Here is a 23519-nt window from a genome sequence, read left to right as displayed (position 1 = left end):
ATCTCCTTGTCAGAAGTTGTAATGGTTCATTCCTAATCTTGTAGGTTAATAGTATCGCATACCCTATAAAAATACAGGAGGTTTAAGGCTATGACCCGAATTCAATATCAGGAGTGCATTGACGCTTGTTTGGAAAGTATGAATGCCTGTAATTATAGCTATGTCTCAAGCCTGAAGGAATATGATCTTGCTTCTCTGCGTGAAAGCATGCGGTTAGATCGTGAATGTGCGGATATTTGTTCTTACGCCGTACAAGCGATGACTCGCCAAAGTCCGTTTGTAGCCGGAATTCTTCGTCTGTGTGCCGAAATTTGTGAAGCCTGTGCAGATGAAAGCAGCAAGCATATACATACACATTGTCAGGAATGTATTGATGCCTGCCGTAGATGTGCTGAGGCGTGCCGTTTGATTAGTGATGCGGTTGAAGTATACGCGTAAGATTGTATACTCAAACTAACTATATATAAGCAAATGACCAGACCATTGCTGTGGATGTACAGCATGGTCTGTTTTTCTTTTTAGCACAAGGTTAGATTTAATTTCGTTTCTTGAAGAGGAAATATGTAGGGAACTGGAGAATTAACAGTAGATGTGAAGAGAACATAAACTTCTCCAAATCACCTGGATGATATCAGTTTATTATAGCTCTGGCAGACCGTACAGAAGTGGAGGGGAAAGATGAAGCATACACAAGTTCCAGAGAGTGAACAATCAAAGGAGTTATTTGCATATTTTGGACTGGCAGTTTATTATGGTCAAGCCCTAGAACAACAGTTGACCAATTTGTTATTGCTCACCAAATTATCTCAAGGCAAAGCGCCCACAGAAGCAGACCTGACGGATCTGTATCAGCGAAAACTCAGCAATTCACTCGGTCAACTCATCAAAGAAATCCAGCATCACTTTCCTTTCTCAGAGCAAGAAACCGCTCAGCTAGAAGAAGTGTGGAAACAGCGTAACCATATTGTTCACGATTATTTCAAGGAACGGATACAAGAAACGTTCACCCCCGCTGGAAGGGCAAAAATGATCGAGGAGTTAAAACGATTCAAAAATAAAGCTAGAAGGCTTGAAATCAAATTACAAGGCTATTGCACAGAAATGTTCACGAAGCTGGGGTTAGAAGAGGAGAAGTTGTTCTAATAACCCTTCTAATCCGCAGCCCTCTACAACCTCCGGTCTAAATTGAACCCTAGAAGCTCTAACGCAGCGTGAGAGTGCAGATAAAGCTTCGCCTAATGCCGGAAGCATCTCTGGCGTTAGGTGCTCACCCGGTTCCCACCACCAATTCACAATGTTTAATGTTTGGCTCTTCTTATCCATCACCGGTTCAAATCTCCCAATTAAACGATCATTATACAATAAAGGCAGTACATAATAACCATACTCCCGTTCCAAGGCGGGTTTATAGACTTCCCAGCGGTAATGAAATCCGAATAATTGGCGGATTAATTCTCGATCCCATAACAAGTTATCCAGTGGTGCTAATACCGCTGCAAACGAATAATTTGAATGACGCTCATCTTCTTCAGATTCCTGTTGTAATACAGCTTCTAAAGTTGGCGCGTCTACGCTACGGATGTAGAGTGGAAGCTTAATACCTTCCACTAGAACTTCCCTGAGACTATCCGCTATTAACAGCCTTTGAATCGCGGCAGTACGTTCTTTGCTCTTCAGACCGGAAATCCCTAGCCAGCCGTCTCCGGATTTATTCCATAACAGTCCAATGCTGCCTATTCTACGCAGCACATACCAATCATGAAATTGTTCATCAGTGGGGTTAGGATCTTCAGTGTTTAAAAGATGATGAGGAAGCAGACGTTCTGAGAAATCGTAATAACGGCGGGTATGAACACGATGATGAACGACTACTTCACCCCAAAAGTACATACTTTCCAACGCGGCCCGAGTTAACCTAGCTGGAGCCCAAGCCCAATCTACCTTGTCCTTACCATCTAGATCCAGAGAGGAAAGAGGCCCGCGCTTCAATAACTCTTCACGAACCTGCGCTACTGTAACCATCACAGGTTCATTTGCCTGATGGTACGAGGCTGATGCATCTCTTCTGCGTTTAAAATAAGGCCAGTCCTCTGTACAATAAATGGACATGTTCTTGTCCCAGCCATCTAATAGTAGTCTGTCTTGATACAGAAGCTCCTGGGCTTGTTCGGGTGTGAACCCGGGAACTCGTGCTTGGAGGACAAGCTCATGGTTATGGCCTGCGATGTTAAGTGGATCATATTGAATACAACCTACGTGACGGACATAATTATAAATGCTAAGTTTACCGGCAGGAAGTGCACCTTTAGTTAACTTTTGGTGAGCCAGGAGAAAAAGTTGAGCTTGCTTCTTAGATACTGTGTATGTACGCATCAAATGCCCCCTTGACCTTTATGTATTATTTTCATTTTACAGAACAAATGTTCTAATATCAAGTATATAAAAACCCTGAATCACTGGATGTGAATCAGGGCATATTTTACATTTTCTCTAACGATGGTTGCAAGCTACCTAATAAAGGTCTTGAGGGTGCACCATTATTATTGTCTATACTGTTAGAACCAGCACCTACTTGTAGCTGGTACATCCGGAAGTATCTACCGCCGAGTGCCATTAGCTCATCGTGGCTACCCCGTTCTACGATCTCTCCATGATGCAGAACAAGAATCTGATCTGCACTGCGAATGGTCGATAGACGGTGTGCGATGATGAATGTGGTGCGGCCTTTTTTAAGAACTTCTAGTGCATCTTGAATGACGCTCTCTGTCTCCGTATCGATATTGGAGGTGGCTTCATCAAGAATTAGGATAGCTGGGTCGAAGGAGAGCGCTCTGGCAAAAGAAATTAATTGCCGCTGACCTGCGGATAAAGTACTCCCTTTTTCAATAACGGGTTCATCAAAACCTTGAGGTAGGTGAGCTAACAATTTATCAGCTCCGACTTCCCGTAAAGCCCGTTCTACCCGTTCACGCGAGATTCGTTCATCCCCTAGGCTGACATTGGAAGCAATGGTACCAGTGAAGAGGTAAGGGTCTTGAAGAACAATCCCCATGTGATTGCGCAGCCACTGTTTCGGAATATCCGTAACCTTCTGGCCATCAATCGTGATTTCCCCTTTTTGCGGATCATAGAACCGGAATAACAAGTTGATAATCGAGCTTTTACCAGATCCGGTGTGACCTACTAGAGCAACAGTTTCTCCCGGGCGTGCTTCAAAGGAAATATCGCGAAGGACGAAGTCTTTTTTGTAGGCAAAAGATACATTCTTAAACTCCACTTTTCCTTTATAGCGCGGCATGGAACCGTCGGTAACATTCTCCCCGGGCTCATCCATAAGTGTAAAGACACGACCCGCAGATACCATAGAAGTGTCGAGGTTTGCGAGCTGATTCACCATACCTGTAATCGGTTGGAACAAACGTCCAAGCACATCGACAAAGGCGTACAGCACACCTAAAGATACAAATGTAGAACCCGTAATACTGCCATGTCCGAAATACCAAAGCACCATCACAAAAGAGAGACTGCGTAGAGAGTTCACCAGGTTGTGGGAGGTAAAGGCATTCAGATTCAACATTTTATTCTGATATTTCAAGTAGTCATCGTTCAGATTCTCAAATTCTTCACCAAGCTGCTTTTGACGGCGGAATATGCGAACGATGGACATACCTTGAATCGATTCATTAATAATAGCGTTGATCTCACTCAGGCGTGAGCGGATGATCGTATTGTATTTTGTTGCGATTTTGCGATAAAGCACGATCCAAAGAATAAGAATCGGGATGATGAACAAGCTGATCAGACCTAGTCGAACGTCAAGCAAGAACAAGGCGATGTATACGCCAGTAATATTAATAATACCGGTACTGAAATTGGAGAGAACCGCAATAAAGAGATCCTTAATCGCCTCGGTATCATTAGTAACACGTGACACTACCTTACCTGCTGGCAGGTTGTCAAAAAAGTAAACCGGAAGTCGCTGAATATGCGCATACACATCGGTTCGCAGCTTTCGGATTACCTGATTCGCCGAAGATTGGAGCCAATAAGTCTTGCCGAATTCGGCAAAGATCGAGATGAGCAGGAAGATAGCGTACAAACCGACCAGCTGATAAATACCAGGGAGCTCAGGTTTGTAAAAATCGAACAGCTCATCTGCTGAAAGTTTAACCGCAGGATAGACGGCTTCATCTTCACCGCGGGTGATATGCATTTCACCATTACTGAACTTTCGCTCACCATCAGGCTGTGTTACAGCTTCATTAATAAAGTAAAAGGTTCTTCCCTCTTGCAGAATGCGAATTTCTTGACCCTTAGCTTCTCCGGGTTCAAAACGGTCTCCGCGTTTGTAATAAGTGTTGTTATACTGAACCGCCTCATCTGGAGACGTAGTACTAAAATAAGGCTTTTCGATGGCCAACATATGATTGTCAATCATGCTTTTGGCGATAAATGGGCCTGCCAGTTCCGCCGCTACCCCGATGGAAAGGAGCAGAAGAGCTGCGATAAAGGTTTTTTTCGCAGTCAATGCGTATTCAAGCAGGCGTTTGCCTGTACTCTTTGTCAACGGTGACACCTCCTAAATGTTTTGCATAATCATAGCTAGTATGTCTTTTAATCATTCGATAAATTATTCTCTACTTGCTGCCGGTCATACTGCTCACGATACCAACCATTCATATCCAGCAGCTCTTGGTGCGTACCACGTTCCACGATGTGTCCGTTATCCAGTACGACGATTATGTCGGCATGTTGAACAGCTGAGAGGCGGTGCGTAGAGATTAATGTAGTCTTTCCTGCACGCTCTTGTCGGATGTTCTCGATAATTTGAGCTTCGGTACGAGCGTCAACAGCGGATAAGGCATCGTCAAGAATCAGAACATCTGGATTTGCGATAAAGGCTCTGGATAAGGATACACGTTGCTTTTGTCCGCCGGATAAGGATACTCCACGTTCACCCACCAACGTATCTAAACCATCGGATAATGTTCCTAAGTCATTTTGGAAGGCGGCAGCTGTGATAGCTTTCATGATCGTATCGTCATCCGCGTTGTCTAGACCAAATTGAATATTCTGACGTACTGATTTGGAGAAAAGGATCTGCTCTTGAGGAACATAACCCATCCAGCTGTGTAGCTGATCCAATGAAATCTGTTGAATCGGAACTCCAGAGATGAGGATTTCACCATTACCTGTCGGATATTCACGAAGCAGCTGTTTGAGGAGCGTTGATTTACCGCTTCCCGTACGACCGACTACACCTAGTGTTTGCCCTTGGTTCAAGGTCAGACTGACATTAGTTAGATTGTCAATCGTCGATGAGGGATAACGGAATGTTACATCGTTTAGTTCAATTCGGGTAGGATTGGCAACATGAACCGGTTGTGCAGCACTCTGAACATCCGCTTTGGAGTTTAGGGTCTCATCAATACGTTCGAGAGAGGCACCACCACGTTGCATGATGTTAATTAGCTCTCCAATGGCGAACATCGGCCACACAATCATCCCGAGGTACATATTGAAGGAGACAAGATCACCTAGCGTGATCTGATTTCGGAACACAAGATAAATCCCATAGGTAAGACCGATAATGTAGCTGAGCCCTACGCAGAACCGAATCGTCGGTTCGAAGAAGGCATCGACACGGGCGACGGCCATGTTCTTGTTGTATACATCTTCTGTAATATCTGAGAAACGTTTCTCATCGAGTCTTTCTTGTACATAAGCACGGATAACTCGCACACCTGAGACAGATTCGAGAACCTGATCATTCATATCCCCGAATGCATCTTGCGCTAAACTGTAGCGATCATGGATAGCCTTACCATAAAAAATCATAGCTATTGCAATTAATGGTAATGGTAATACTGCTGCAAGAGTCAGCTTCCAGCTGACAAGAAAACCCATTGCGAACAATACGACTGTGAGGTAGATCGTAGAATCCACCAGTGTGAGCATCCCAAATCCAACGGTAGCTGAGACAGCTCTGATATCGTTGGTTGCCCGGGCCATCAGGTCGCCGGTTCTATTGCGTTCGAAAAACGATGGGGTCATGGTCATCAAATGATTCATAAATCTCGAGCGCAGCAGACGCTCTACGAGGTTGGAGCCTCCGAATAATTTGTGCATCCATATGTAGGTAATCCAATAAATGACTAGCAGCAAAAGGAGGATCATGCCGATATATTTGGCTAATGATGCTGTAGTTATCGAACCGCGTACTATGTCGTCAATGGCATTGCCTAGTAGGCGTGGGGGGAGTAATTCAAGAACACCAACACCAATTAGTAAGATCAGGCCAATCAGGTAACGCTTTTTTTCTCGGCGAAAGAACCAGCCAAGATTGCGGAGAACGGAGAACAAGTAAATCCCTTCCTTTCGAGTTGAAGTAATAGCTGTGACGTTGAAAAAAAGCACAAGTGGTTATCTCTACAGCCAAGAAAAAAACGACGGTGCCGTCCTTTAAAGATGACAACCGACAAAAAAAGGCATATCATCCGAAAACGGACGATATGCCTGTAATTTACAGCTATCATGCGCACGGTGCTATACAGCACCAGGCATGTGAGAGACCTTCAAGAACTAAAGTTATACGATCAATTACACTCGCAGGGAACTTCAGGATGGTTTCACCACTTGGGCTGCTTCGGTATTCGGTTGATTGGAAATTCCAACAATAGTAATATGATATGGCTGTAACTTCGTAAACACCGCGCTCACCCCTTTCATTGATTTAATAATAACTGCTGGTAATAACTAGTAGACCGTTAGTTATGTTCAGAGTTTATCACTCGCTTCGCAAAGTTGTCAAACTAATTTTTGAGGAGCTTGGGGAAACATTAATTGTACAAAGGTATTTGAATATCGATTCATTTTCAGTATGATTAGACTATACAAAGGAGCTGAGAGAGATGAACATGGAAATTAGTCAAGCAGCGGCAGCTTGGTTTAAAAGAGAACTGGATCTTAACAATGGAGACTATATTCGTTTATTTCCCCGTTATAGCTCGGGAGGCGGACTTCACCCTGGCTTCTCACTGGGTATCGCAACAGAGGCGCCTGGACGTCCGGCTATTCAAGTTGAACAAGAGGGTATTGTGTTCTACATGGAGGAGCAGGACTTATGGTATATGGAAGGTTATGGTTTAACTATTGTGTATTCTGAGGCAGAGGATGACATTGAATATAAGTATGAAGCCAAGTCGGTGCCTGATAGTGTACAGATTTAAATGACTTAATTTTGTTTATTAACTAATGATGAAAAGCCCTTGCCAAAAGGCAGGGGCTTTCTCTACGTTGATATAATCAGTGCGAATTGCGGAACGTTTCTTCCTCCATAGCAAAATCAAAGTCGTCAATGTCGTATACTTGAACCGGGACTCCACCTTCAATAATGCGTTGAATCAGCTCGAATTGGTCAGTAAGAATAGGCACCTTCTCACGTTGAGAGGACAATAGCAGCTCTGTTTCGATAGGATCGAACGTTTCTCCATAGACTGCGGTATCCATGCTGTTAATGATGGTAATTTTTGATTGTCCACCGAGAAGAATTCCAGAACTTTTTGCCCAAGGAACGGCCAGACAACGGTTGATTTTTTTAGCATTAAGCGGCTCTTCGAAATAGGCTATCAGCTCACCAATTTTGAGTTTGACATGCTTGTCATCATCTGGACGGTTCATTAACGGATCATCACTGTCCCGCAGTTCGTATAATTCCATTACGGTCGTATAAGGCACTATATATTCTACAGGGCTGCTCGATATGAGAAGCTGGCCGTAAATCGCCATCATGACGGCTTCCGTCACAAATTGTCTAGACATCTTTATCCTCCTGAAGTTCGGGTACTGCTATCGTACTTATGGACTTAAAAATATAAAAACACTGTAGAGCGCAAAAGTCAACTGTACTTAAGCAACTCAGTAAAGAGAAAGGACAGAATATTCCTGTGAAGCAATGGAAATCATATTTTACTTTCGTACGTCCTTACATGAAATTGATTGTGTTTACGCTATTTATAGGTATGATCAAGTTCAGCATTCCATTAACACTGCCAATGATTCTGAAATATGTAGTCGATGACCTACTGATGAACTCTGCCATGAGCGTCGAAGAGCGGGTATCCCAATTGATGCTCATCCTCGGAGGCGCATTTGTTCTATTTGTAATCGTGAGAGGACCGGTGGAGTATTACCGTCAGTATTTTGCTCAGCTGATTACAAGCAAGGTATTGTTCGACATGCGGAATAAGCTATACAGTCACTTACAGCGATTATCACTCCGGTATTATCAGAATACAAAAGTGGGCGAAGCGATTTCAAGATTTATAAATGATGTGGAACAGACCAAAAATTTAGTAGAAGTCGGAATGATGAATGTATGGCTGGATTTATTTACGCTAGTGTTTGCGCTTGGTTTTATGTTTTATTTGAATCCGGTACTGGCGCTGGTATCTATCGCTGTCCTTCCGTTCTACGCCTTTGCGGTAAGTAAACTATATAAACGACTTAAGAAGTTAACCAAAGACCGATCACAAGCTCTGGCGGGTATTCAAGGCTATCTTCATGAACGGATTCAAGGCATATCGATCATTCGCAGCTTCACCATGGAAAAAGTGGATCAGAAGCAGTTCGAGGATATCAACGGTAACTTTCTCAAAAAAGCGATGGCTCAAACCCGTTGGAATGCTATCACCTTCGCGATTATCAACACACTAACGGATATTGCGCCACTGCTAGTCATCGGGTACGGCGGTTATCAAGTGATTCACGGCAATTTGACTGTGGGAACCTTTGTTGCTTTCTTTGGCTATCTTGACCGGATGTATGCGCCGCTACGGCGATTGATTAATTCTTCGACAGTGCTAACACAAGCTTCAGCTTCTCTTGAACGGGTGCTTGAGCTGCTGGAAGAGCCTTATGATATCGTGGATAAACCGGGAGCGAGACCGCTGACGAATGCACGAGGTGAAATTGATTTTCATAATGTATGGTTCAAATACAACGAAGAGAATGATTGGGTACTGAAGGATATCAATTTAAGTATCAAACCTGGGCAGACCGTCGCTTTTGTCGGAATGAGTGGTGGTGGGAAGTCCTCTCTCATCAGCTTGATCCCGAGATTCTATGACATCAGCAAGGGTAGCCTTAAGATGGATGGCCAGGATATACAAGATTTAACGCAAGAGAGTTTGCGAAGAGCTGTTGGGATGGTGCTTCAAGATAATTTTTTATTTAGCGGATCTGTACGAGATAATATTTTGTTTGGTAATCCTAATGCAACAGAGGAAGAAGTCCTCATGGCGGCAAAAGCTGCCAATGCGCATGATTTTATTGAGCAGCTGCCGCTAGGCTATGACACAGAAGTGGGAGAACGTGGAGTGAAGCTGTCCGGTGGGCAAAAGCAACGGGTGGCCATAGCAAGGGTGTTTCTAAAAGACCCGAAGGTTCTCATCTTAGACGAAGCTACATCAGCGCTGGATCTGGAATCAGAGCATTTAATTCAACAAGCGCTGCAATCCCTCTCGTCGGAACGGACCACACTAATTGTTGCGCATAGACTGTCTACCATTACACATGCTGATCAGATCGTAGTACTTGAGAACGGTGAAATCACAGAGCGTGGTACACATGAAGAACTAATGGGGATAGATGGGAGTTATGCGAGATTGTTTAACGTACAGCATTTGGATACATGATAAGATATATCATTATAATAAATTACTTAGGTGGTCTTCTCGGGAGAGAGGGCCACTTTTTTTAAACTCTATTGAGTCTTTTTGAATATCACATGCGTCTAAAAAATATAAGCAACATGAAAGGTAGTGAGAACTTGAATACAACAGAGCTGGAGGAAAAGGCGATAGCGGGTGATGAAGACAGCTTTACTGCATTGATAGAGGGGATGCAAGAGCGTCTTTACCGTATGGCATACTCCTATGTGAGGAATAAGGATGATGCGCTAGAGATTGTGCAGGAGACCGTCTATAAAGCGTATATCTCTGTTCATAAACTACAGCAACCTCAATATTTCAAAACTTGGCTGACAAAAATAGCCGTCAATTGTGCCTTAGACTTTATCCGGAAATCTAAAAAAATCGTGTATATGGAGAAAAATCCCGAAGGCAGCTACGCTTCAGAACCCATAGAGGATGTCATTGATCTTCAGGAGGCATTAAGAGTCCTTGATAAAAGATCAAGAATGATTATTGTGATGAGATATTTTGAAGACTTGCCCATAAAAGAAATTGCCGGGGTATTAGACATGCCAGAGAGTTCAGTGAAAACCGTCATCTATCGGGGATTAGGAAAATTAAAAATTAATATGAAGGGGAGTGAGTACTTTGGATAATCAAATGGAACGTTTACAGAAAGCATACAACGATATTGAAATCCCTGAAGAACTATCACAAGCCTCTCGTAAAGGTATTGAAAGAGGAAAACTTCATAAACAACAGAAAAGAGGAATAAAAATGAATGGATTAAAATGGACAGGGTCAGTTGCAGCAGCAGTTATTATTTCTTTTACAGTGGGCGTAAATACGGTGCCAGCCTTCGCTGATAGTATGAATGATGTGCCAGTGCTCGGTAAGCTGGTAAGAGTTTTGAAATTTACGGATGGAAGTGCAGGAGGCGGCACGATTCAGGATGGAGTAGATGTTAATTTCATTTCGTTGAAACATCAGAAGAACAGTGATCAAATGATTTTAAACTTCGCGAATTCGGACAATACACAAGATCTTGCAAGCTCTTATAATGTTAAATTCACAGATAATCCTTCAACAATGACCGTAACTGTGAGTGGTGCGAGGAATTTCTCAGCGATTAAAGATCTCGAGACATTAAAGCGAAGCAAGTATGTTCTAGATGCTTATCCTTTAATTACATTGGACGACTCGATGATACGTTTCAATGTGACCTTCAAAGAGCCAGTTGCTTATGAGGTAAAGGAATATAAGGACCCGGCACAGGTGGCGATTACATTGATGGATAAGAAGGGTGACGTGGGGGAAGGAGCTTCTATCTATTCACTTAGAACGGTCTCAGCGCCTTCTGGCGAGAGTCAAGGCATGGCTGAAGAGATGTTATTCGGGTTAAAAGACGTGCGCGTATTAAAGGATCAGAAGGGATTATTCCTAGTGGAAGCTGGCTATTTCAATTCTGAAGCAGAGGCGTTGGCCCAGCTGGAAAAAATACAAACAGAGTATGGTATTAGTGATTTATTGTTTGTAGAAAAACGATCATCTCAGGAAATTCCACAGTCCATTTCTCAGGCTGAATAAAAAGAAAGTAGAGCAGCGATTCTCTCGTAGTGGAGAATCGCTGCTCTACTTTTGTGTTCAATCGTTGATCACCTTTTACATTTTGCCAATCAAGAGCGATAATATACCGGCTGCGATAAGCGGTCCTACAGGGACACCCTTGAACAATGCAACGCCTATCACTGTTCCGATCAGGAGACCCGCAACAACTGTGGGCTGGTTGGTCATAAGGATAGCTCCTCGCCCTCCAAGATAAGCGACGAGAATACCGATCGCAATTGCAAGAAGAGACTTCCAGTGAAGGAAGGATTGACCGACCATTTGTAGCGATATTTTTCCGCTGGCCAAAGGTGTCATGACCCCGATCGTAAGAATGATAATCCCGAGGGTTAAACCATATTTTTCAAGCCAAGGGAAGGTCTGCTGCAGCCCAAGAACTCTTAGCAGTAATAGGACGACCATTGCTATTGTTACAGGGGAATTACTGCTTATAATACCGAGTGCAGCAAGTCCAAGCAAAAGCAAAGAGGTCATGTCCATCTTAAATGTTCAACTCCTTATTGTGAGAACTTCGCTTCGAAAGAATATGATCAGCGATAAGTTTACCATGCCCACGTCCTGTCTCAATAAATACTTCATTCGCATTCCGACCTGATGCGATTACTCCCGCAACATAAAGACCTGGAATATTACTTTCCATACTGGAGGGGTTAAAAGCTGGCTTATCCATATCGTCATCCATAACTACTCCCGCTGAAGTGAGAAGCACCCGGCTAGGGCGGAAGCCTGTCAAAGCAAGGACGAAATCATTATCTATGGATTTCTTATCTCCATTGTGACTGGTAACGATGACCGAATTAGCCGTAATTTCAGTCACACGTGATTCCAAATGAAGGGTGATCCTTCCCTTTTGTACCATCCCTTCAAAGATTGGCCGAACCCAAGGTTTAATATTCGAGGAAATGCTCTCACCACGATAGACCATATCTACTGTAGCTCCAACACGCATAAGCTCCAGCGCTGCATCTACGGCGGAATTACTTCCACCTATTACTGTAACCTTCATCCCTGTATATGGATGGGCTTCGCCGAAATAGTGGGTCACCTTAGGAAGCTCTTCACCTGGAATACCGATCATATTCGGTTGATCAAAATAACCTGTAGCTATTACTACATTCGCGGTAATCCGTGTTTGATGCTCACCCCGCAAATTGGACGTGTGTACAGCAAAGGTTCCATCCTCCAAAGGCTCAATGGACGTCGCTTCTTCGTAAGCGGCTATATCTAGACCATACTGTTTCGCAGCCCGGCGGTAATAGACAAGTGCTTCATGACGGTACGGTTTATCATTAGTCGAGGTGAAAGGAACGTCTCCGATCTCCAATAGCTCAGCTGTACTGAAGAATTGCATATTTGTTGGATACAAATAAATGGAGTGAACAATAAAGCTTTTTTCAATAATGAGACTGGACAGTCCTTGGCGTTGGCATTCAATAGCTGCCGAGAGGCCGCAAGGACCTGCACCGATAATAATTACATCTTTCATACAGCGGGTTACCTCCTGATTGTTACTATCTTTTCTTTAAATCCTACCCTAAATTCATTCATTTTGCCATAAGCATAGGATTAAACATAATAACCATTGCAACCGTAATGTTGATTGTTATATAATTAGATATATATCTAATGAGAATATAGCTTACGAAAGTGAGGAGTGTGATTCCGATGCAGTTGGAAAAAATAGTGAACTATCATAAAGCTTTGGCTGACCCAACACGTTTGCGTTTATTGCTGCTTCTGTCACAAGGAGAAATGCATGGACAAGCGCTGGCTGAAAAATTGAATTTATCGCAACCGACAGTAACACATCATGCTGCGAAATTGCGGGAAGCGGCTTTAATTAAGGAGCGGCGCGACAAGAATACCGTTTATTTTAAGTTGAATCCGGAGTTCATTAGTAGTGGCGCTGAGGCTTCACTTCAGTTTATTTTTTCGAAAGGAGCGAGAAATATGGAAGAGAAATCACCTGAGAATAGTCTAAAAGAGTCTGTGCTTCGTAATTTTTTCTCGAAGGATGGACGGCTACGGCAAATCCCGGCACAGTATAAAAAGAAATTGATCGCCCTTCAGTACATGGTTGAGAAGCTAGAACCTAGGGTAGTTTATACTGAAAAGGAAATTAACGAGTTTATTAAGCAGTTTCATGAGGATTTTGCTACCATTCGGCGTGAATTTATTATGCATCAGTTTATGTATCGAGAGAATGATAAATATGAGCTTAATCCCCGAGAAATATGGACTCGTTGGGAAGATGTCAAATAATGATCATAAAATTGTTAACAATTTGTGTCGATTGGAAATATGCTGATTAAGAAGGAGGAATTCGAATATAATAGAATTGTAAGCGTTAACAAAGATAGTTTTTCGAAAGGAGACTTGTCTTATGTTTTTCAAACGCATAAAAAAACAACCCCAATCCGATCACATTACCGTTACCTTGAATCAAGTCAAACAGGCAATCAGACAATTTGAAGAAGATATGCCTGCGCTCATTAATAGAACAGCCTTAATCCTTGACGACAAAAGAATAGATTTGAGTCGACTAAAACGATATTTAGGTGGAGTTCCAGACCAGAATTTCTATATGTCACGTGAGACATATGAAGTTTTCGAGGAAGAAGATAAGCTGGTTCCCTATTATCTTGATATGGTTCAGTCTGCTGTCGATAATTACATCAGTGATACAGGTCAGCTGCCTCTTGTTGAAGATTCTTGGTTGCCAGAGGTTCATTATCGATTGCTGGCCACAGAAAGTTATCTCAAAGAAACCCCTCCTTTCCCACTGTATATCACAGAAGAGGAAATGATGCTGACACATCGAGCGGAGCATTTTGAGTAATGAATAAATCTAATATAAATCTTATAAAGACTGTTCGGTAGAAGGGGAGACAGCTAATCCTTTTTACAGAATGGTCTTTTCATTGTCTTAAAAGGCATAGTACAATAGATTACTGAAAGTTCAATTCTTAAAATCAACAGCATATAAGGGGAATCGCTTGATGAAAGAAGTACAAGCCATATTATTTGATTTAGATAATACTTTAATGGATCGTGACAATACATTTCGCAGTTTTTGTACTCAGTTTGTGCAAGATTTTCTAGGACATTTGGAACCTGCGGAAGCGCAGGATGTAATAGAGGATATGATCTATAGAGATGCTGATGGATACCGTGATAAAGACGGATTTTTCATTGAGCTAAGCGAGATATTGCCATGGGAAACGCCAGTTACAGCTGAGCATATTCGTGCGTATTACGATGCGAGCTATATCAATCATGGCGCGACGATGAAAGATGCTGTAGATATTCTGAAGTACTGCAAAGAACGTGGTTATATTCTAGGTCTCGTTACCAACGGCAAAGTAGAAATTCAGAATACCAAAATGGATACACTTGGTCTACGAGAGTACTTTAAAGCTATTGTCATATCCGGAGAAGTAGGAATTGCTAAGCCCGATCCTAAGATTTATCAACTTGCATTAGACAGACTGGGGGTTACTGCTGATCAGACATTGTTTATTGGAGATCATCCAGTGAATGACATCTGGGGGGCTGGCAAAGCAGGACTTCAAGGGATTTGGCTGCAAAGGAAACATGCCTGGGATGATCAATTAGACATTCAACCTTGGAAGATGATTCGTGAGTTGAATGAGCTTAGGTCTATTTTGTAATCATATAGAAATTTGTAGTTGACATTATACTGCAGCACCGATTATGATAACAACATCTTATTTCGGAAGGAGACGATGTTTTATGACAGTTTTAAATGTAGTGAACTCAACTGTTGTGGATACGTGTCTTCCGGGAACAGCGGCTGCCGAATAAGTTATTCGTGCAGTTTAGCAGATAAGCTCTATTACGCTTATTAGAGTCGCGGGAACCGTATTGGGTCCGGCGGCTTTTTTGCGTGTATAGAACCGATAGGATTTTGTAGTTAAATGTCTATTTGTCTATATATCGCACGGGAAAATGAACTTATCCTAGCCTTTACGATAAGACACTTTTCTGATTGTGTATGCACTTCCTGTCCTTTTCGTCCTAGAAGAGTACATGAAGTGTGGACCGCCGCCGGATTCTTAAATTCCGGCGGCTTTTTGTGTTCTCGGAAAATGCTGGTAGGACAAAAAAATAAACCTTTAACAGATCTTTAGGAGGATTCAAATGACTAACATACAACAATATGGTTGGAATGAAAATTGGAGTTCAAAATGGGATGAAAGATGGAACGAGTCGGAGAATAATAAACAGTTAGTTCCCGGACGAATTGTAGGTGATTTCGGAAGTAAGTATAGAGTAATGACTGATATGGGAGAGACATGGGGTGAACTATCAGGAAAGCTGAGACATACATTTGTGGCTTCAGGTGACTTTCCTGCGATCGGTGATTGGGTAGCACTTTCAATGCAGGATGGGGGTGAGCATGGGATTATACATGGGTTATTGCCTCGACATAGTGTCATTTCACGTAAGGTAGCAGGTAACACACAAGAGGAACAAATTGTTGCTTCGAATGTAGATACCTTATTTCTGGTCAGTGCTTTGAATGATGACTTTAATGTTCGGCGGATGGAGAGATACCTGATTATGGCGTGGAATAGTGGGGCAAATCCAGTCATTCTGCTGACCAAAGCGGATCTTTGTTCAGATGCAGATCGTAAAATCGCGGAAATGGAAAGCGCCGCCCCAGGTGTATCAGTTCATGCAGTTAGTGCACTGCAGGATAATGGCCGTGAGAAACTGCTGCCTTACATTGGCAGTGGACAGACAGTGGCTCTAACGGGCTCATCAGGCTGTGGTAAATCAACGATGGTCAACTGGCTATGCGGAAAGAACCTTCAGCTTACACAGGATGTTAGAGAAGGAGATAGCCGCGGACGCCATACCACTACTCACCGTGAATTGTTTGTAATGCCGGACGGAGGAATTATTGTGGACACACCAGGGATGCGTGAGCTACAGCTCTGGGAAGATGAAGGTGGATTAGATCTGGCGTTCAGTGATATTAGCAGTTATGCTGCAGCCTGTCGGTTTAGTAATTGCAGCCATGAACGTGAAGAGGGCTGTGCAGTGCTTGAAGCGGTTCGAACTGGTGAGCTGGAAGAGAAGAGACTGCTAAACTACCGAAAGACACAGCGGGAGCTGTTGTACCAAAGCACCAAAGAGGTGAAGCTCAAGAGAAAAAGTGCTGCTTCCTCAAAAGTTAGTTCTTCAAGAACCAGAGGATACGGGTGGCGTAAAGAATTGGATGAGTATTAGAAGAATTGCTAAAGACAGTAACATTGACAGTAGTAATTTACTAATAGGAAAAAAATTCAAAAAAGGTGACCCTGTGCTCAGGGTCACCTTTTATATTGAATTGGCTCTTATAGGCTTGTATTAGAACGATGCAGCAGTTTCCTTAGCCAATTGTAATCCGTTCTCAATGATTTCAGCGGATTGTGCAGGAAGTTGGTTGTGACCTTCGATGATTACTTGTGTAATATCTTTGATACCCCAAAGGTTAAGGTTACCAACGATGAAGTTTACAGCCATTTCAGCACTTGCTGCAGGGCCTTCGGAATAAATGCCACCTCTAGCGTTCAGAACGATTGCTTTTTTACCTGTCAAAAGACCAACTGGACCTTCAGCAGTGTAAGAGAATGTTTTGCCAGCTTGGCAAAGGTAATCGACATAAGTATGCAATACAGCTGGTACGGTCATGTTCCACAGTGGGAAACCGAATACTACTTTATCAGCAGCAATAAACTGTTCCAAATATTTATTTACTACAGCAGCACCTGCAGCTTCTTCAGCGGTTAGTTCGTAACCTTGAGCAGCTTTGTACATACCAGTGATCAGGGTATTGTCGTAGTAAGGAAGTTGTTCTGCGAACAGATCAAGTTCAGTGATTTCATCTTCTGGATTGTTAAGTTTGTAGTTCTCCAAGAATTCATTGTAGAGCTTAACACTTACGGATTGTTCTGCTGGACGGTTGTTTGCTTTAATAAATAGAACTTTAGACATTATGATTGCTCCCTTGGATGTGTGTATTTAATATTAACTATAAATAATATAGCATGTATTCTTTTGTTTGTAAATTATTATTTTGTAATAGTTTTTTGGGAATTGAGGAGTTTAATAAAAGTGCTAGAGTTTAAAAAAAAGAATTCCAGGTTAATAAACATACAAGGAAACAGGAAAAATTTCCCTATATCCATGAGTATCTGAATGAATTAAAAGGAGCGATGGACATGTCCATTGATCGGTTTATCATTAAGAAATTGGATAGCTGTCACGAAGAGCAAACACGCCAAAATTTAGTGAGCCTCTTTAAGCTTCGAATACAGAAGGCTGAAAAAGCAGAAGAAGATAAGAACTATAAGATTAGCTGAAATTGACTTATACTTGTAATTCACTAAATCTGCAAAATTAAAAACAGCAAGTCTCATTCAGAGACTTGCTGTTTCGTCTGCTAAAAGGTGAAAAAACTTTACAAAAAAACTACCCCTCTATTAATAGAGGGATAGCGCCAATGAATCATTCTCACTATAACTGTGCAATATAGCCTCAGAGCCTTTAATTTCGATACTAATCAGAGAATTCAGGCATTTCTGGATGGCATTTTTGCCCTTTTGAATTTTGAGCTCCAACGTACTGTTAAGTAATCTAAGTACTTTCTGAGTGGGCTGTTTATTTTCTGTTGTGAAATACACAGGTACAAGTTTGTTCTGAAAAGTGATGAGCATTCTCATTTTGAAGACACCTCGCTAAAAGTATTTCATGTTAATGATAATACCCTTTGTTTCTTAATTTTACCTTAAAATTAGCTTATGATAACATAAAGATTGTTATATTAATATACATATATATGTAATACAGGAAGGAAACAATGATGTGAATGACAATGGAGTAACGGATTTAACGCATTTTTTATTCCCAGATGGGATAGAGGGGGAAGTAATAAGGGATCAGTTACATAAAGCTTCTACCGCAGACCGGATCTGTAGGTTGAAATATAAAGAAAAGGAGAAGATGAAGGACCTTTGTCTCCAAGTACATAAAGATCGAATATTAGTAATCTGCAATAGTAAACCAGAATCCCTGCCCTATGAATTAAAGGACGAAATTGAAACGGAGAGCTTTTGTCTTCAGCTGTTCGAATGTGTGAACACGAAGGAGCTCTACAATCATGGGATTCCGGCATTACTAATGTCAAAAAAAAGATTTGAAGAGCTGAGAAGAAGCTCTTGCTCATCCACGTTGCAAATGCTTTCAGATTGTTTAGCCGCTGAGACAGGGGATGATGTACATTCCATCCAACTAGCACGGGTGATGAAGTGCTTCATGGCAGAAGGAGAATTACGACTCTGCACATCCAGTGATAGTGGATGGATGTTTCAAAAAGCTCGCTTCATGGGTGATCATTCCAGTGGCTGGTTGCTACGAATGAGCAGCGATCCATCCAAAGACTGGCTTATAGCCCTCCCGATTACAAAAGCTCAATTATGCGGTTCAGTAACAAAATGGGTGTTGCATGCCTCCTCATTTCTTACTCCACAATAGCTGTTGAATAAGGAGGGAGGGTGAGTTGATCTGAATTAAGGGTCGACTTGATAGTAATGGTCTTTAGGATCTTGGAATAAGAGAAACCCTCGACATTGGGATGTAGAACAATGGTTTGTTCTTTTCCAGTAAGGTTATGAACGACGAGCACCTGATTCTGTGTTGTTAGTCGTTCGTAAGCCATAACCCCGGTATTGCCAGATGCATAGTCACGGATATCTCCATCCCGGAGCGCTGGGACCTCATTTCTTAATGCAATGAGTTCGCGATATCTTCCAAGCAGTGAGCTGCTGTCATTTAACTGGCTCTCAACATCAACGTTGATCGCACCCGCATTATTACTTCCCGGCTCCCACGTAGTCTGCCCCTCTCCTTGATCGGCTGCCACCCATCTCATAGGCTCTCTAAGGCCTTCATCTGGCTTCACACCTAGCATTCCAATTTCTTCACCATAATAGATAAAAGGGTTTCCGGGCAAAGTTAACAGTAGGGCTGCTGCCATTTTTGCATGATTTGGGTTGTTGTCTAATTGACTCATGACTCTGTTTTGATCATGATTCGTTAAGAAAGTAGCATCGGTAAAATGATTGTCGGATATTTTGGAGTACAATTTATACGTTCGCTCTAGCGTAAAGGCAGTTCCGCTGTCTTTTTCAGCTTTTACAGAATTGACTAGTGTTTCTGCTAAACCAAAGTTAAAGCTTGAGTCAAAGGCTTGATCTAAATAAGCCCCGACGGTGACAGCAGAATTCTCCCATACCTCACCCACTATATATGCCTCAGGATTAACTCCATTCATGGCTTTGCGGAACTCCTGCCACCAGGATACATTTTTAGCCGTAGTAGCCTCAGTTTTGTCACTCAACAGATCTTCATAGATATGTTTCGCAGCATCCAGTCGGAACCCGTCCACACCTTGCTCGAGCCAAAACTTTCCGATGTCCTTCATTTCCGTACGAACCTCAGCATTATCGAAATTTAGATCTGGCATGCCTTCCCAAAAGCCGCCCAGATAATGACTGCCAAGTAAAGAATGCCACGCATTGCCGCCGCCCGCAGCGCTGGCTCCGTTTGCTGCACGGCCTTGATCTTCAGCCCAGACGTACCAATCTCGATATTTGCTATCTGTTTTTTTAGCCGAATCTACGAACCATGGGTGTTCTTTGGAGGTGTGATTCACAACCAGATCCATAATGATTTTAATTCCTCGTTTATGCGCTTCTGTAATAAGCTCTTGAAAATCCTCAAGTGTCCCATAATCAGGATTTATCGAACGATAATCGGTTACATCATAGCCATGATAGCTTGGCGATGGGTTGATGGGCATAAGCCAAATCCCACCGATTCCCAAATCGTTGTTGGTCTCAGGATTCCCGTCATTTAAGTAATCTAACTTTTGGGTGATTCCTTTGAGATCTCCGATGCCATCCCCGTCTGAATCATAGAAGGAACGAACAAATAATTCATAATAAACCGTAGAGGGCTGTTCGTCCACCGTAGCTATGACTTTTGTAGCTTGAGGGGTAGCGGGGGGTTGAACTGAGTCTGTTTTAGGGGAAGGAGAAGCAATGGATGCTTTGTTACCTGCATCTCCAGAACAACTGGTCAGCAGTAATGCGGTCAGGCTAATGCCTACCAGACTAAATATTATGTTTTTTTTGGTTATAGATGTAGCACCTTTATACATATGAACTAACCCCTTTTGCCGCAATTTTCCTATACAAGAAATAGAAAGCGCTTTATTTCCTATAGTACTCGAATGCATCCCTTTTGGTAAAACGTTTGCACAGATACAAAAACAGCAAATTAATCGATATTTATCCATTATTCCAATGAAAATTGCTAATATCATGGTTATTCTTGGATTTCCCTATGTTATTGGAGGTTTTAACCTTTTTGTAGGCATCTGCATATGCTTTAAGCAAGGGCGAAGGACCCGGTAAGAAAGGAGAATGAAGAATGAAGATTAGGAAAAAGCTGTCATTGTCGCTCATGATCATTACTTTATGCTTTTCAGTGCTTGCCGGTTGCGGCGGAAAGTCAGAAATGGTGAAGGTGAAGATTGGTGAAGTCACACGTTCTGTCTTTTATGCACCCGAATATGTTGCTTTGTCACAAAATTTCTTTAAAGATGAAGGACTTGACGTAGAGCTACAGACGATCCCCGGTGGAGATAAAACTATGACTGCACTCCTCTCTGGCGCCATCGATGTGGCATTGGTAGGATCTGAAACCTCTATTTATGTGTATCAGCAGGGCTCAGATGATCCGGTCATTAATTTTGCACAGCTGACTCAGAGGGATGGAACGTTCCTGTTTGCCCGTAAAGCTGACGGAGAGTTTAACTGGGATAAAGTGAAGGGGTCTACCTTCCTTGGTCAAAGAAAAGGCGGAATGCCACAAATGGCAGGCGCGTTTACTTTATCTAAAAAAGGAATAGATCCTGCCAAAGACATCACCTTGATCCAAAATATTGACTTTGCCAATATTGCAGGTGCTTTTGCTTCAGGTACTGGCGATTATGTGCAGTTGTTTGAACCTCAGGCTTCAATCTTTGAACGTGAGGGACGAGGGGAAGTAGTGGCTTCATTTGGGGTCGAGAGCGGCTATTTACCGTACACCGTGTTTATGTCTAAGAATAGCTATATTAGTAAAAATGGAGACACGGTACAGAAGTTCACGAATGCGATCCAGCGTGCTCAGCTTTGGGTGAAAGAACATAGCCCTGAAGAAATTGCAGATGCGATTATGACTTATTTTGATAAAACAGATAAAGACATCGTGGTTTCTGCAGTCAAACGTTATAAGGAACAGGATACCTATGCGGTTAATCCAATTATAGATAATGAAGAATGGAACAATTTGCTTGATGTCATCGATCTTGCTGGGGAGCTTAAAGAACGCGTTCCCGCTGACAAAATAGTGAATAACAGTTTTGCTGAGAAAGCTGAGAAGAACATAAAGAGTAGCACTTCAAAATAAGAGAGAACCAAAGATCCTAAATAAGATGTGTAAACATGAAGGAGGGGCTGACAATGCTTCCAGTAGTGCAATTAAAGGGAGTAACGCATGCCTATCTTGGCGACCGTGAAGCTTCACTGGCCGTTGAGGACCTGAACCTTAATGTCGAGCAGGGAGAGTTCGTTAGCCTAGTAGGTCCAAGTGGTTGCGGCAAGACGACTCTCCTTTCGATTATTGCAGGACTGCTGCAGCCATCTCAGGGCGAAGTATTCGTAAACGGTCAACCCATTACGGGGCCTTCACCAGAGGTTGGGTATATGCTGCAGCAGGATTATCTTTTTCCTTGGCGGAGTATTCTGGACAATGCGATTTTGGGTCTGGAGCTGACTGGAAGCTTGAACGAGGAGAGCAGAAAGCGGACCTTGGAGCTGCTTAGGGAGATGGGCTTAGAGGGAAAAGAGCATGCTTATCCTTCTCAGTTATCAGGTGGGATGCGGCAAAGAGTGGCTCTTGTACGTACCTTGGCTACGAATCCTGGACTACTTCTACTAGACGAGCCGTTCTCGGCGCTGGATTATCAGATTAAATTACAACTGGAAGATTTGGTCTCTGAGACCTTACGCAGCAGAGGAACGACTGCAATATTAGTCACGCATGATCTATCTGAGGCAATTGCAGTAAGCAGCAGTGTTATTCTTCTACAACGAAATCCGGGGAAGATCCGCAAAGTATTCTCAGTGCCAGAGCAAATCCGAACAGCACCTCCGCTGTTTGCACGTGATCAGCCAGGCTTTTCGGAGCTTTTTCATGAGATTTGGAAAGAGATGGAGATTGCAGGGAGGGAAAGCTAATGAAGCATACGGAGCAATCGGGGTTATTAGCTTCCCGTGAACAGTGGCTACAGCAAATGCATGGAGATTATAAAAAAACGAAGCACCGGTGGCGCAATCGTGTGAATGTTGTAAGGGGCAGCCTGTTACTATTGTTTTTTGTTCTCTGGGAAGCAGGAGCAAGAATGGGCTGGATTGATGAGCTACTGTTTAGCTATCCTACAAAAGTCTTTCGCCAAATCTGGGGAGATATGGTTAGCGGGAGCTTGTGGCCGCATCTGGGGATGACGGTAGGTGAGACTGCGGTAGGCTTTGTACTGGGAACGCTGTTAGGGACACTGCTGGCTGTGATTATTTGGTGGTCTCCTTTTTTATCAGCAGTACTTGATCCGTATATGGTCGTATTTAACAGTATGCCGAAGGTGGCGCTGGGGCCGATTTTTATCGTCATGTTCGGGGCCGGATTCACTGCTATCGTTGTTACCACTTTATCTATAACGGTGATTATTACGACGCTTGTTGTTTACAACAGCTTTTGCAGTGTAGATCCGAATCTGGTTAAGGTGGTTCGTTCCTTTGGAGCTTCCAGAGTTCAGGTGTTCTTTAAAGTGATTCTGCCTGCTTCATTCCCAACGGTGGTGTCCACCCTCAAGGTGAATGTGGGGATGTCATGGGTAGGGGTTATTGTAGGGGAATTTCTAGTCGCAAAATCTGGTCTGGGCTATCTGATTATTTATGGCTTCCAGGTATTTAACTTCACTCTCGTGATGTCCAGTCTTTTGATTATCGCGGCAGTGGCAACGGCAATGTATCAAATAGTGGTATATCTAGAGAAACGATTGCTAACAAGACGATGATCCTGATGTAA

The 23519-nt window shown here is 42.7% G+C and carries 24 protein-coding genes; 15 read left to right on the top strand and 9 right to left on the bottom strand.

Annotated elements, in window-relative coordinates:
* Nucleotides 1–90 precede the first annotated feature (90 nt).
* Both NST74_RS16680 and NST74_RS16675 read left to right on the top strand, forming a co-directional pair.
* On the top strand, nucleotides 91–438 hold the full coding sequence (locus NST74_RS16680) for a four-helix bundle copper-binding protein (protein WP_042128424.1): 348 nt from the start codon (nucleotides 91–93) through the stop codon (nucleotides 436–438).
* 240 nt (nucleotides 439–678) lie between these two features.
* Nucleotides 679–1143: a hypothetical protein gene (locus tag NST74_RS16675; protein WP_042128422.1), complete on the top strand. Its 465-nt coding sequence runs from the start codon at nucleotides 679–681 to the stop codon at nucleotides 1141–1143.
* Here the strand turns inward: NST74_RS16675 and NST74_RS16670 are convergent.
* From NST74_RS16670 to NST74_RS16660, 3 genes are all read right to left on the bottom strand, one after another.
* Complete coding sequence (locus NST74_RS16670; protein WP_341113324.1) at nucleotides 1120–2373, bottom strand: winged helix-turn-helix domain-containing protein; 1254 nt, start codon at nucleotides 2371–2373, stop codon at nucleotides 1120–1122. The genes NST74_RS16675 and NST74_RS16670 overlap by 24 nt on opposite strands.
* A gap of 106 nt (nucleotides 2374–2479) precedes the next feature.
* A complete protein-coding gene (locus NST74_RS16665; protein WP_341113322.1) occupies nucleotides 2480–4567 on the bottom strand; it encodes an ABC transporter ATP-binding protein in 2088 nt (695 codons plus the stop codon).
* Nucleotides 4568–4614: 47 nt separating this feature from the next.
* Nucleotides 4615–6363 (bottom strand): ABC transporter ATP-binding protein, encoded by a 1749-nt coding sequence (locus NST74_RS16660; RefSeq protein WP_042128416.1) that lies wholly within the window; start codon nucleotides 6361–6363, stop codon nucleotides 4615–4617.
* A gap of 548 nt (nucleotides 6364–6911) precedes the next feature.
* On the opposite strand from NST74_RS16660, the gene NST74_RS16655 reads away from it, so the two are divergent.
* A complete protein-coding gene (locus NST74_RS16655) occupies nucleotides 6912–7229 on the top strand; it encodes a HesB/YadR/YfhF family protein (protein WP_042128414.1) in 318 nt (105 codons plus the stop codon).
* 76 nt (nucleotides 7230–7305) lie between these two features.
* On the opposite strand, the gene NST74_RS16650 is transcribed toward NST74_RS16655, so the two are convergent.
* On the bottom strand, nucleotides 7306–7821 hold the full coding sequence (locus NST74_RS16650) for a hypothetical protein (protein WP_042128412.1): 516 nt from the start codon (nucleotides 7819–7821) through the stop codon (nucleotides 7306–7308).
* A gap of 125 nt (nucleotides 7822–7946) precedes the next feature.
* On the opposite strand from NST74_RS16650, the gene NST74_RS16645 reads away from it, so the two are divergent.
* The 3 genes from NST74_RS16645 to NST74_RS16635 all read left to right on the top strand — a co-directional run bounded on the left by NST74_RS16645 (nucleotide 7947) and on the right by NST74_RS16635 (nucleotide 11279).
* Nucleotides 7947–9695, top strand: coding sequence for an ABC transporter ATP-binding protein (locus NST74_RS16645; RefSeq protein WP_341113321.1), 1749 nt, complete (start codon nucleotides 7947–7949; stop codon nucleotides 9693–9695).
* Nucleotides 9696–9829: 134 nt separating this feature from the next.
* On the top strand, nucleotides 9830–10348 hold the full coding sequence (locus tag NST74_RS16640; RefSeq protein ID WP_042132244.1) for a sigma-70 family RNA polymerase sigma factor: 519 nt from the start codon (nucleotides 9830–9832) through the stop codon (nucleotides 10346–10348).
* A gap of 4 nt (nucleotides 10349–10352) precedes the next feature.
* The gene (locus tag NST74_RS16635; RefSeq protein ID WP_341113318.1) at nucleotides 10353–11279 is read left to right on the top strand and encodes a DUF4179 domain-containing protein; all 927 of its coding nucleotides are present in this window, start codon (nucleotides 10353–10355) and stop codon (nucleotides 11277–11279) included.
* 75 nt (nucleotides 11280–11354) lie between these two features.
* On the opposite strand, the gene NST74_RS16630 is transcribed toward NST74_RS16635, so the two are convergent.
* A complete protein-coding gene (locus NST74_RS16630; RefSeq protein ID WP_042128405.1) occupies nucleotides 11355–11798 on the bottom strand; it encodes a DUF441 domain-containing protein in 444 nt (147 codons plus the stop codon).
* 1 nt (nucleotide 11799) lies between these two features.
* Nucleotides 11800–12804: a YpdA family putative bacillithiol disulfide reductase gene (locus tag NST74_RS16625; protein WP_341113316.1), complete on the bottom strand. Its 1005-nt coding sequence runs from the start codon at nucleotides 12802–12804 to the stop codon at nucleotides 11800–11802.
* A gap of 179 nt (nucleotides 12805–12983) precedes the next feature.
* Here NST74_RS16625 and NST74_RS16620 point away from each other — a divergent pair, with 179 nt between their 5' ends.
* The 4 genes from NST74_RS16620 (at nucleotide 12984) to rsgA (ending at nucleotide 16574) form a co-directional block, all read left to right on the top strand.
* Complete coding sequence (locus NST74_RS16620; RefSeq protein WP_042128401.1) at nucleotides 12984–13580, top strand: DUF2087 domain-containing protein; 597 nt, start codon at nucleotides 12984–12986, stop codon at nucleotides 13578–13580.
* A 121-nt stretch (nucleotides 13581–13701) separates the two neighbouring features.
* Nucleotides 13702–14157: a DUF3939 domain-containing protein gene (locus NST74_RS16615; protein WP_042128399.1), complete on the top strand. Its 456-nt coding sequence runs from the start codon at nucleotides 13702–13704 to the stop codon at nucleotides 14155–14157.
* Nucleotides 14158–14317: 160 nt separating this feature from the next.
* Nucleotides 14318–14989, top strand: coding sequence for an HAD family hydrolase (locus NST74_RS16610; protein ID WP_341113313.1), 672 nt, complete (start codon nucleotides 14318–14320; stop codon nucleotides 14987–14989).
* A gap of 490 nt (nucleotides 14990–15479) precedes the next feature.
* Nucleotides 15480–16574, top strand: coding sequence for a ribosome small subunit-dependent GTPase A (gene rsgA, locus NST74_RS16605; protein WP_341113311.1), 1095 nt, complete (start codon nucleotides 15480–15482; stop codon nucleotides 16572–16574).
* A 120-nt stretch (nucleotides 16575–16694) separates the two neighbouring features.
* On the opposite strand, the gene NST74_RS16600 is transcribed toward rsgA, so the two are convergent.
* A complete protein-coding gene (locus NST74_RS16600; protein WP_042128394.1) occupies nucleotides 16695–17321 on the bottom strand; it encodes an FMN-dependent NADH-azoreductase in 627 nt (208 codons plus the stop codon).
* Nucleotides 17322–17548: 227 nt separating this feature from the next.
* Between NST74_RS16600 and NST74_RS16595 the strand changes: the two genes are divergently transcribed.
* Nucleotides 17549–17689, top strand: a complete 141-nt coding sequence (locus NST74_RS16595) for a hypothetical protein (protein ID WP_341113310.1) — start codon at nucleotides 17549–17551, stop codon at nucleotides 17687–17689.
* Between the two features lie 120 nt (nucleotides 17690–17809).
* Here NST74_RS16595 and NST74_RS16590 read toward each other — a convergent pair whose 3' ends face one another.
* Nucleotides 17810–18049 carry a hypothetical protein gene (locus tag NST74_RS16590; RefSeq protein ID WP_042128392.1) on the bottom strand — a complete coding sequence of 80 codons (240 nt, stop codon included), beginning with the start codon at nucleotides 18047–18049 and terminating at the stop codon, nucleotides 17810–17812.
* A gap of 142 nt (nucleotides 18050–18191) precedes the next feature.
* On the opposite strand from NST74_RS16590, the gene NST74_RS16585 reads away from it, so the two are divergent.
* On the top strand, nucleotides 18192–18860 hold the full coding sequence (locus NST74_RS16585) for a hypothetical protein (RefSeq protein WP_341113308.1): 669 nt from the start codon (nucleotides 18192–18194) through the stop codon (nucleotides 18858–18860).
* On the opposite strand, the gene NST74_RS16580 is transcribed toward NST74_RS16585, so the two are convergent.
* A complete protein-coding gene (locus NST74_RS16580) occupies nucleotides 18847–20547 on the bottom strand; it encodes an alpha-amylase family glycosyl hydrolase (protein WP_341113306.1) in 1701 nt (566 codons plus the stop codon). The two genes, NST74_RS16585 and NST74_RS16580, sit on opposite strands and share 14 nt — an antisense overlap.
* A gap of 272 nt (nucleotides 20548–20819) precedes the next feature.
* Here NST74_RS16580 and NST74_RS16575 point away from each other — a divergent pair, with 272 nt between their 5' ends.
* Genes NST74_RS16575 through NST74_RS16565 form a run of 3 tightly spaced genes read left to right on the top strand, consistent with a single transcriptional unit; the run spans nucleotide 20820 to nucleotide 23508 of the window.
* Nucleotides 20820–21842 carry an ABC transporter substrate-binding protein gene (locus tag NST74_RS16575; RefSeq protein WP_341113305.1) on the top strand — a complete coding sequence of 341 codons (1023 nt, stop codon included), beginning with the start codon at nucleotides 20820–20822 and terminating at the stop codon, nucleotides 21840–21842.
* Nucleotides 21843–21895: 53 nt separating this feature from the next.
* Nucleotides 21896–22672, top strand: coding sequence for an ABC transporter ATP-binding protein (locus NST74_RS16570; RefSeq protein WP_341113303.1), 777 nt, complete (start codon nucleotides 21896–21898; stop codon nucleotides 22670–22672).
* A complete protein-coding gene (locus tag NST74_RS16565; protein WP_341113300.1) occupies nucleotides 22672–23508 on the top strand; it encodes an ABC transporter permease in 837 nt (278 codons plus the stop codon). Before NST74_RS16570 ends, NST74_RS16565 begins: the two co-directional genes overlap by 1 nt.
* The last annotated feature ends 11 nt before the right edge of the window (nucleotides 23509–23519 follow it).

Origin of the sequence: Paenibacillus sp. FSL F4-0125, assembly GCF_038008565.1 — a bacterium.
Lineage (GTDB): Bacteria > Bacillota > Bacilli > Paenibacillales > Paenibacillaceae > Paenibacillus_AQ.
This window is presented reverse-complemented; position numbering and strand designations above follow the sequence as displayed.

Coding starts and splice junctions, on each gene's coding strand:
- NST74_RS16655 (WP_042128414.1), top strand. CDS start 6,912: ATGAACATGGAAATTAGTCAAGCAGCGGCAGCTTGGTTTAAAAGAGAA.
- NST74_RS16680 (WP_042128424.1), top strand. CDS start 91: ATGACCCGAATTCAATATCAGGAGTGCATTGACGCTTGTTTGGAAAGT.
- NST74_RS16635 (WP_341113318.1), top strand. CDS start 10,353: ATGGAACGTTTACAGAAAGCATACAACGATATTGAAATCCCTGAAGAA.
- NST74_RS16575 (WP_341113305.1), top strand. CDS start 20,820: ATGAAGATTAGGAAAAAGCTGTCATTGTCGCTCATGATCATTACTTTA.
- NST74_RS16615 (WP_042128399.1), top strand. CDS start 13,702: ATGTTTTTCAAACGCATAAAAAAACAACCCCAATCCGATCACATTACC.
- NST74_RS16565 (WP_341113300.1), top strand. CDS start 22,672: ATGAAGCATACGGAGCAATCGGGGTTATTAGCTTCCCGTGAACAGTGG.
- NST74_RS16600 (WP_042128394.1), bottom strand. CDS start 17,321: ATGTCTAAAGTTCTATTTATTAAAGCAAACAACCGTCCAGCAGAACAA.
- NST74_RS16625 (WP_341113316.1), bottom strand. CDS start 12,804: ATGAAAGATGTAATTATTATCGGTGCAGGTCCTTGCGGCCTCTCGGCA.
- NST74_RS16590 (WP_042128392.1), bottom strand. CDS start 18,049: ATGAGAATGCTCATCACTTTTCAGAACAAACTTGTACCTGTGTATTTC.
- NST74_RS16610 (WP_341113313.1), top strand. CDS start 14,318: ATGAAAGAAGTACAAGCCATATTATTTGATTTAGATAATACTTTAATG.
- NST74_RS16570 (WP_341113303.1), top strand. CDS start 21,896: ATGCTTCCAGTAGTGCAATTAAAGGGAGTAACGCATGCCTATCTTGGC.
- NST74_RS16670 (WP_341113324.1), bottom strand. CDS start 2,373: ATGCGTACATACACAGTATCTAAGAAGCAAGCTCAACTTTTTCTCCTG.
- rsgA (WP_341113311.1), top strand. CDS start 15,480: ATGACTAACATACAACAATATGGTTGGAATGAAAATTGGAGTTCAAAA.
- NST74_RS16620 (WP_042128401.1), top strand. CDS start 12,984: ATGCAGTTGGAAAAAATAGTGAACTATCATAAAGCTTTGGCTGACCCA.
- NST74_RS16580 (WP_341113306.1), bottom strand. CDS start 20,547: ATGTATAAAGGTGCTACATCTATAACCAAAAAAAACATAATATTTAGT.
- NST74_RS16630 (WP_042128405.1), bottom strand. CDS start 11,798: ATGGACATGACCTCTTTGCTTTTGCTTGGACTTGCTGCACTCGGTATT.
- NST74_RS16595 (WP_341113310.1), top strand. CDS start 17,549: ATGTCCATTGATCGGTTTATCATTAAGAAATTGGATAGCTGTCACGAA.
- NST74_RS16675 (WP_042128422.1), top strand. CDS start 679: ATGAAGCATACACAAGTTCCAGAGAGTGAACAATCAAAGGAGTTATTT.
- NST74_RS16650 (WP_042128412.1), bottom strand. CDS start 7,821: ATGTCTAGACAATTTGTGACGGAAGCCGTCATGATGGCGATTTACGGC.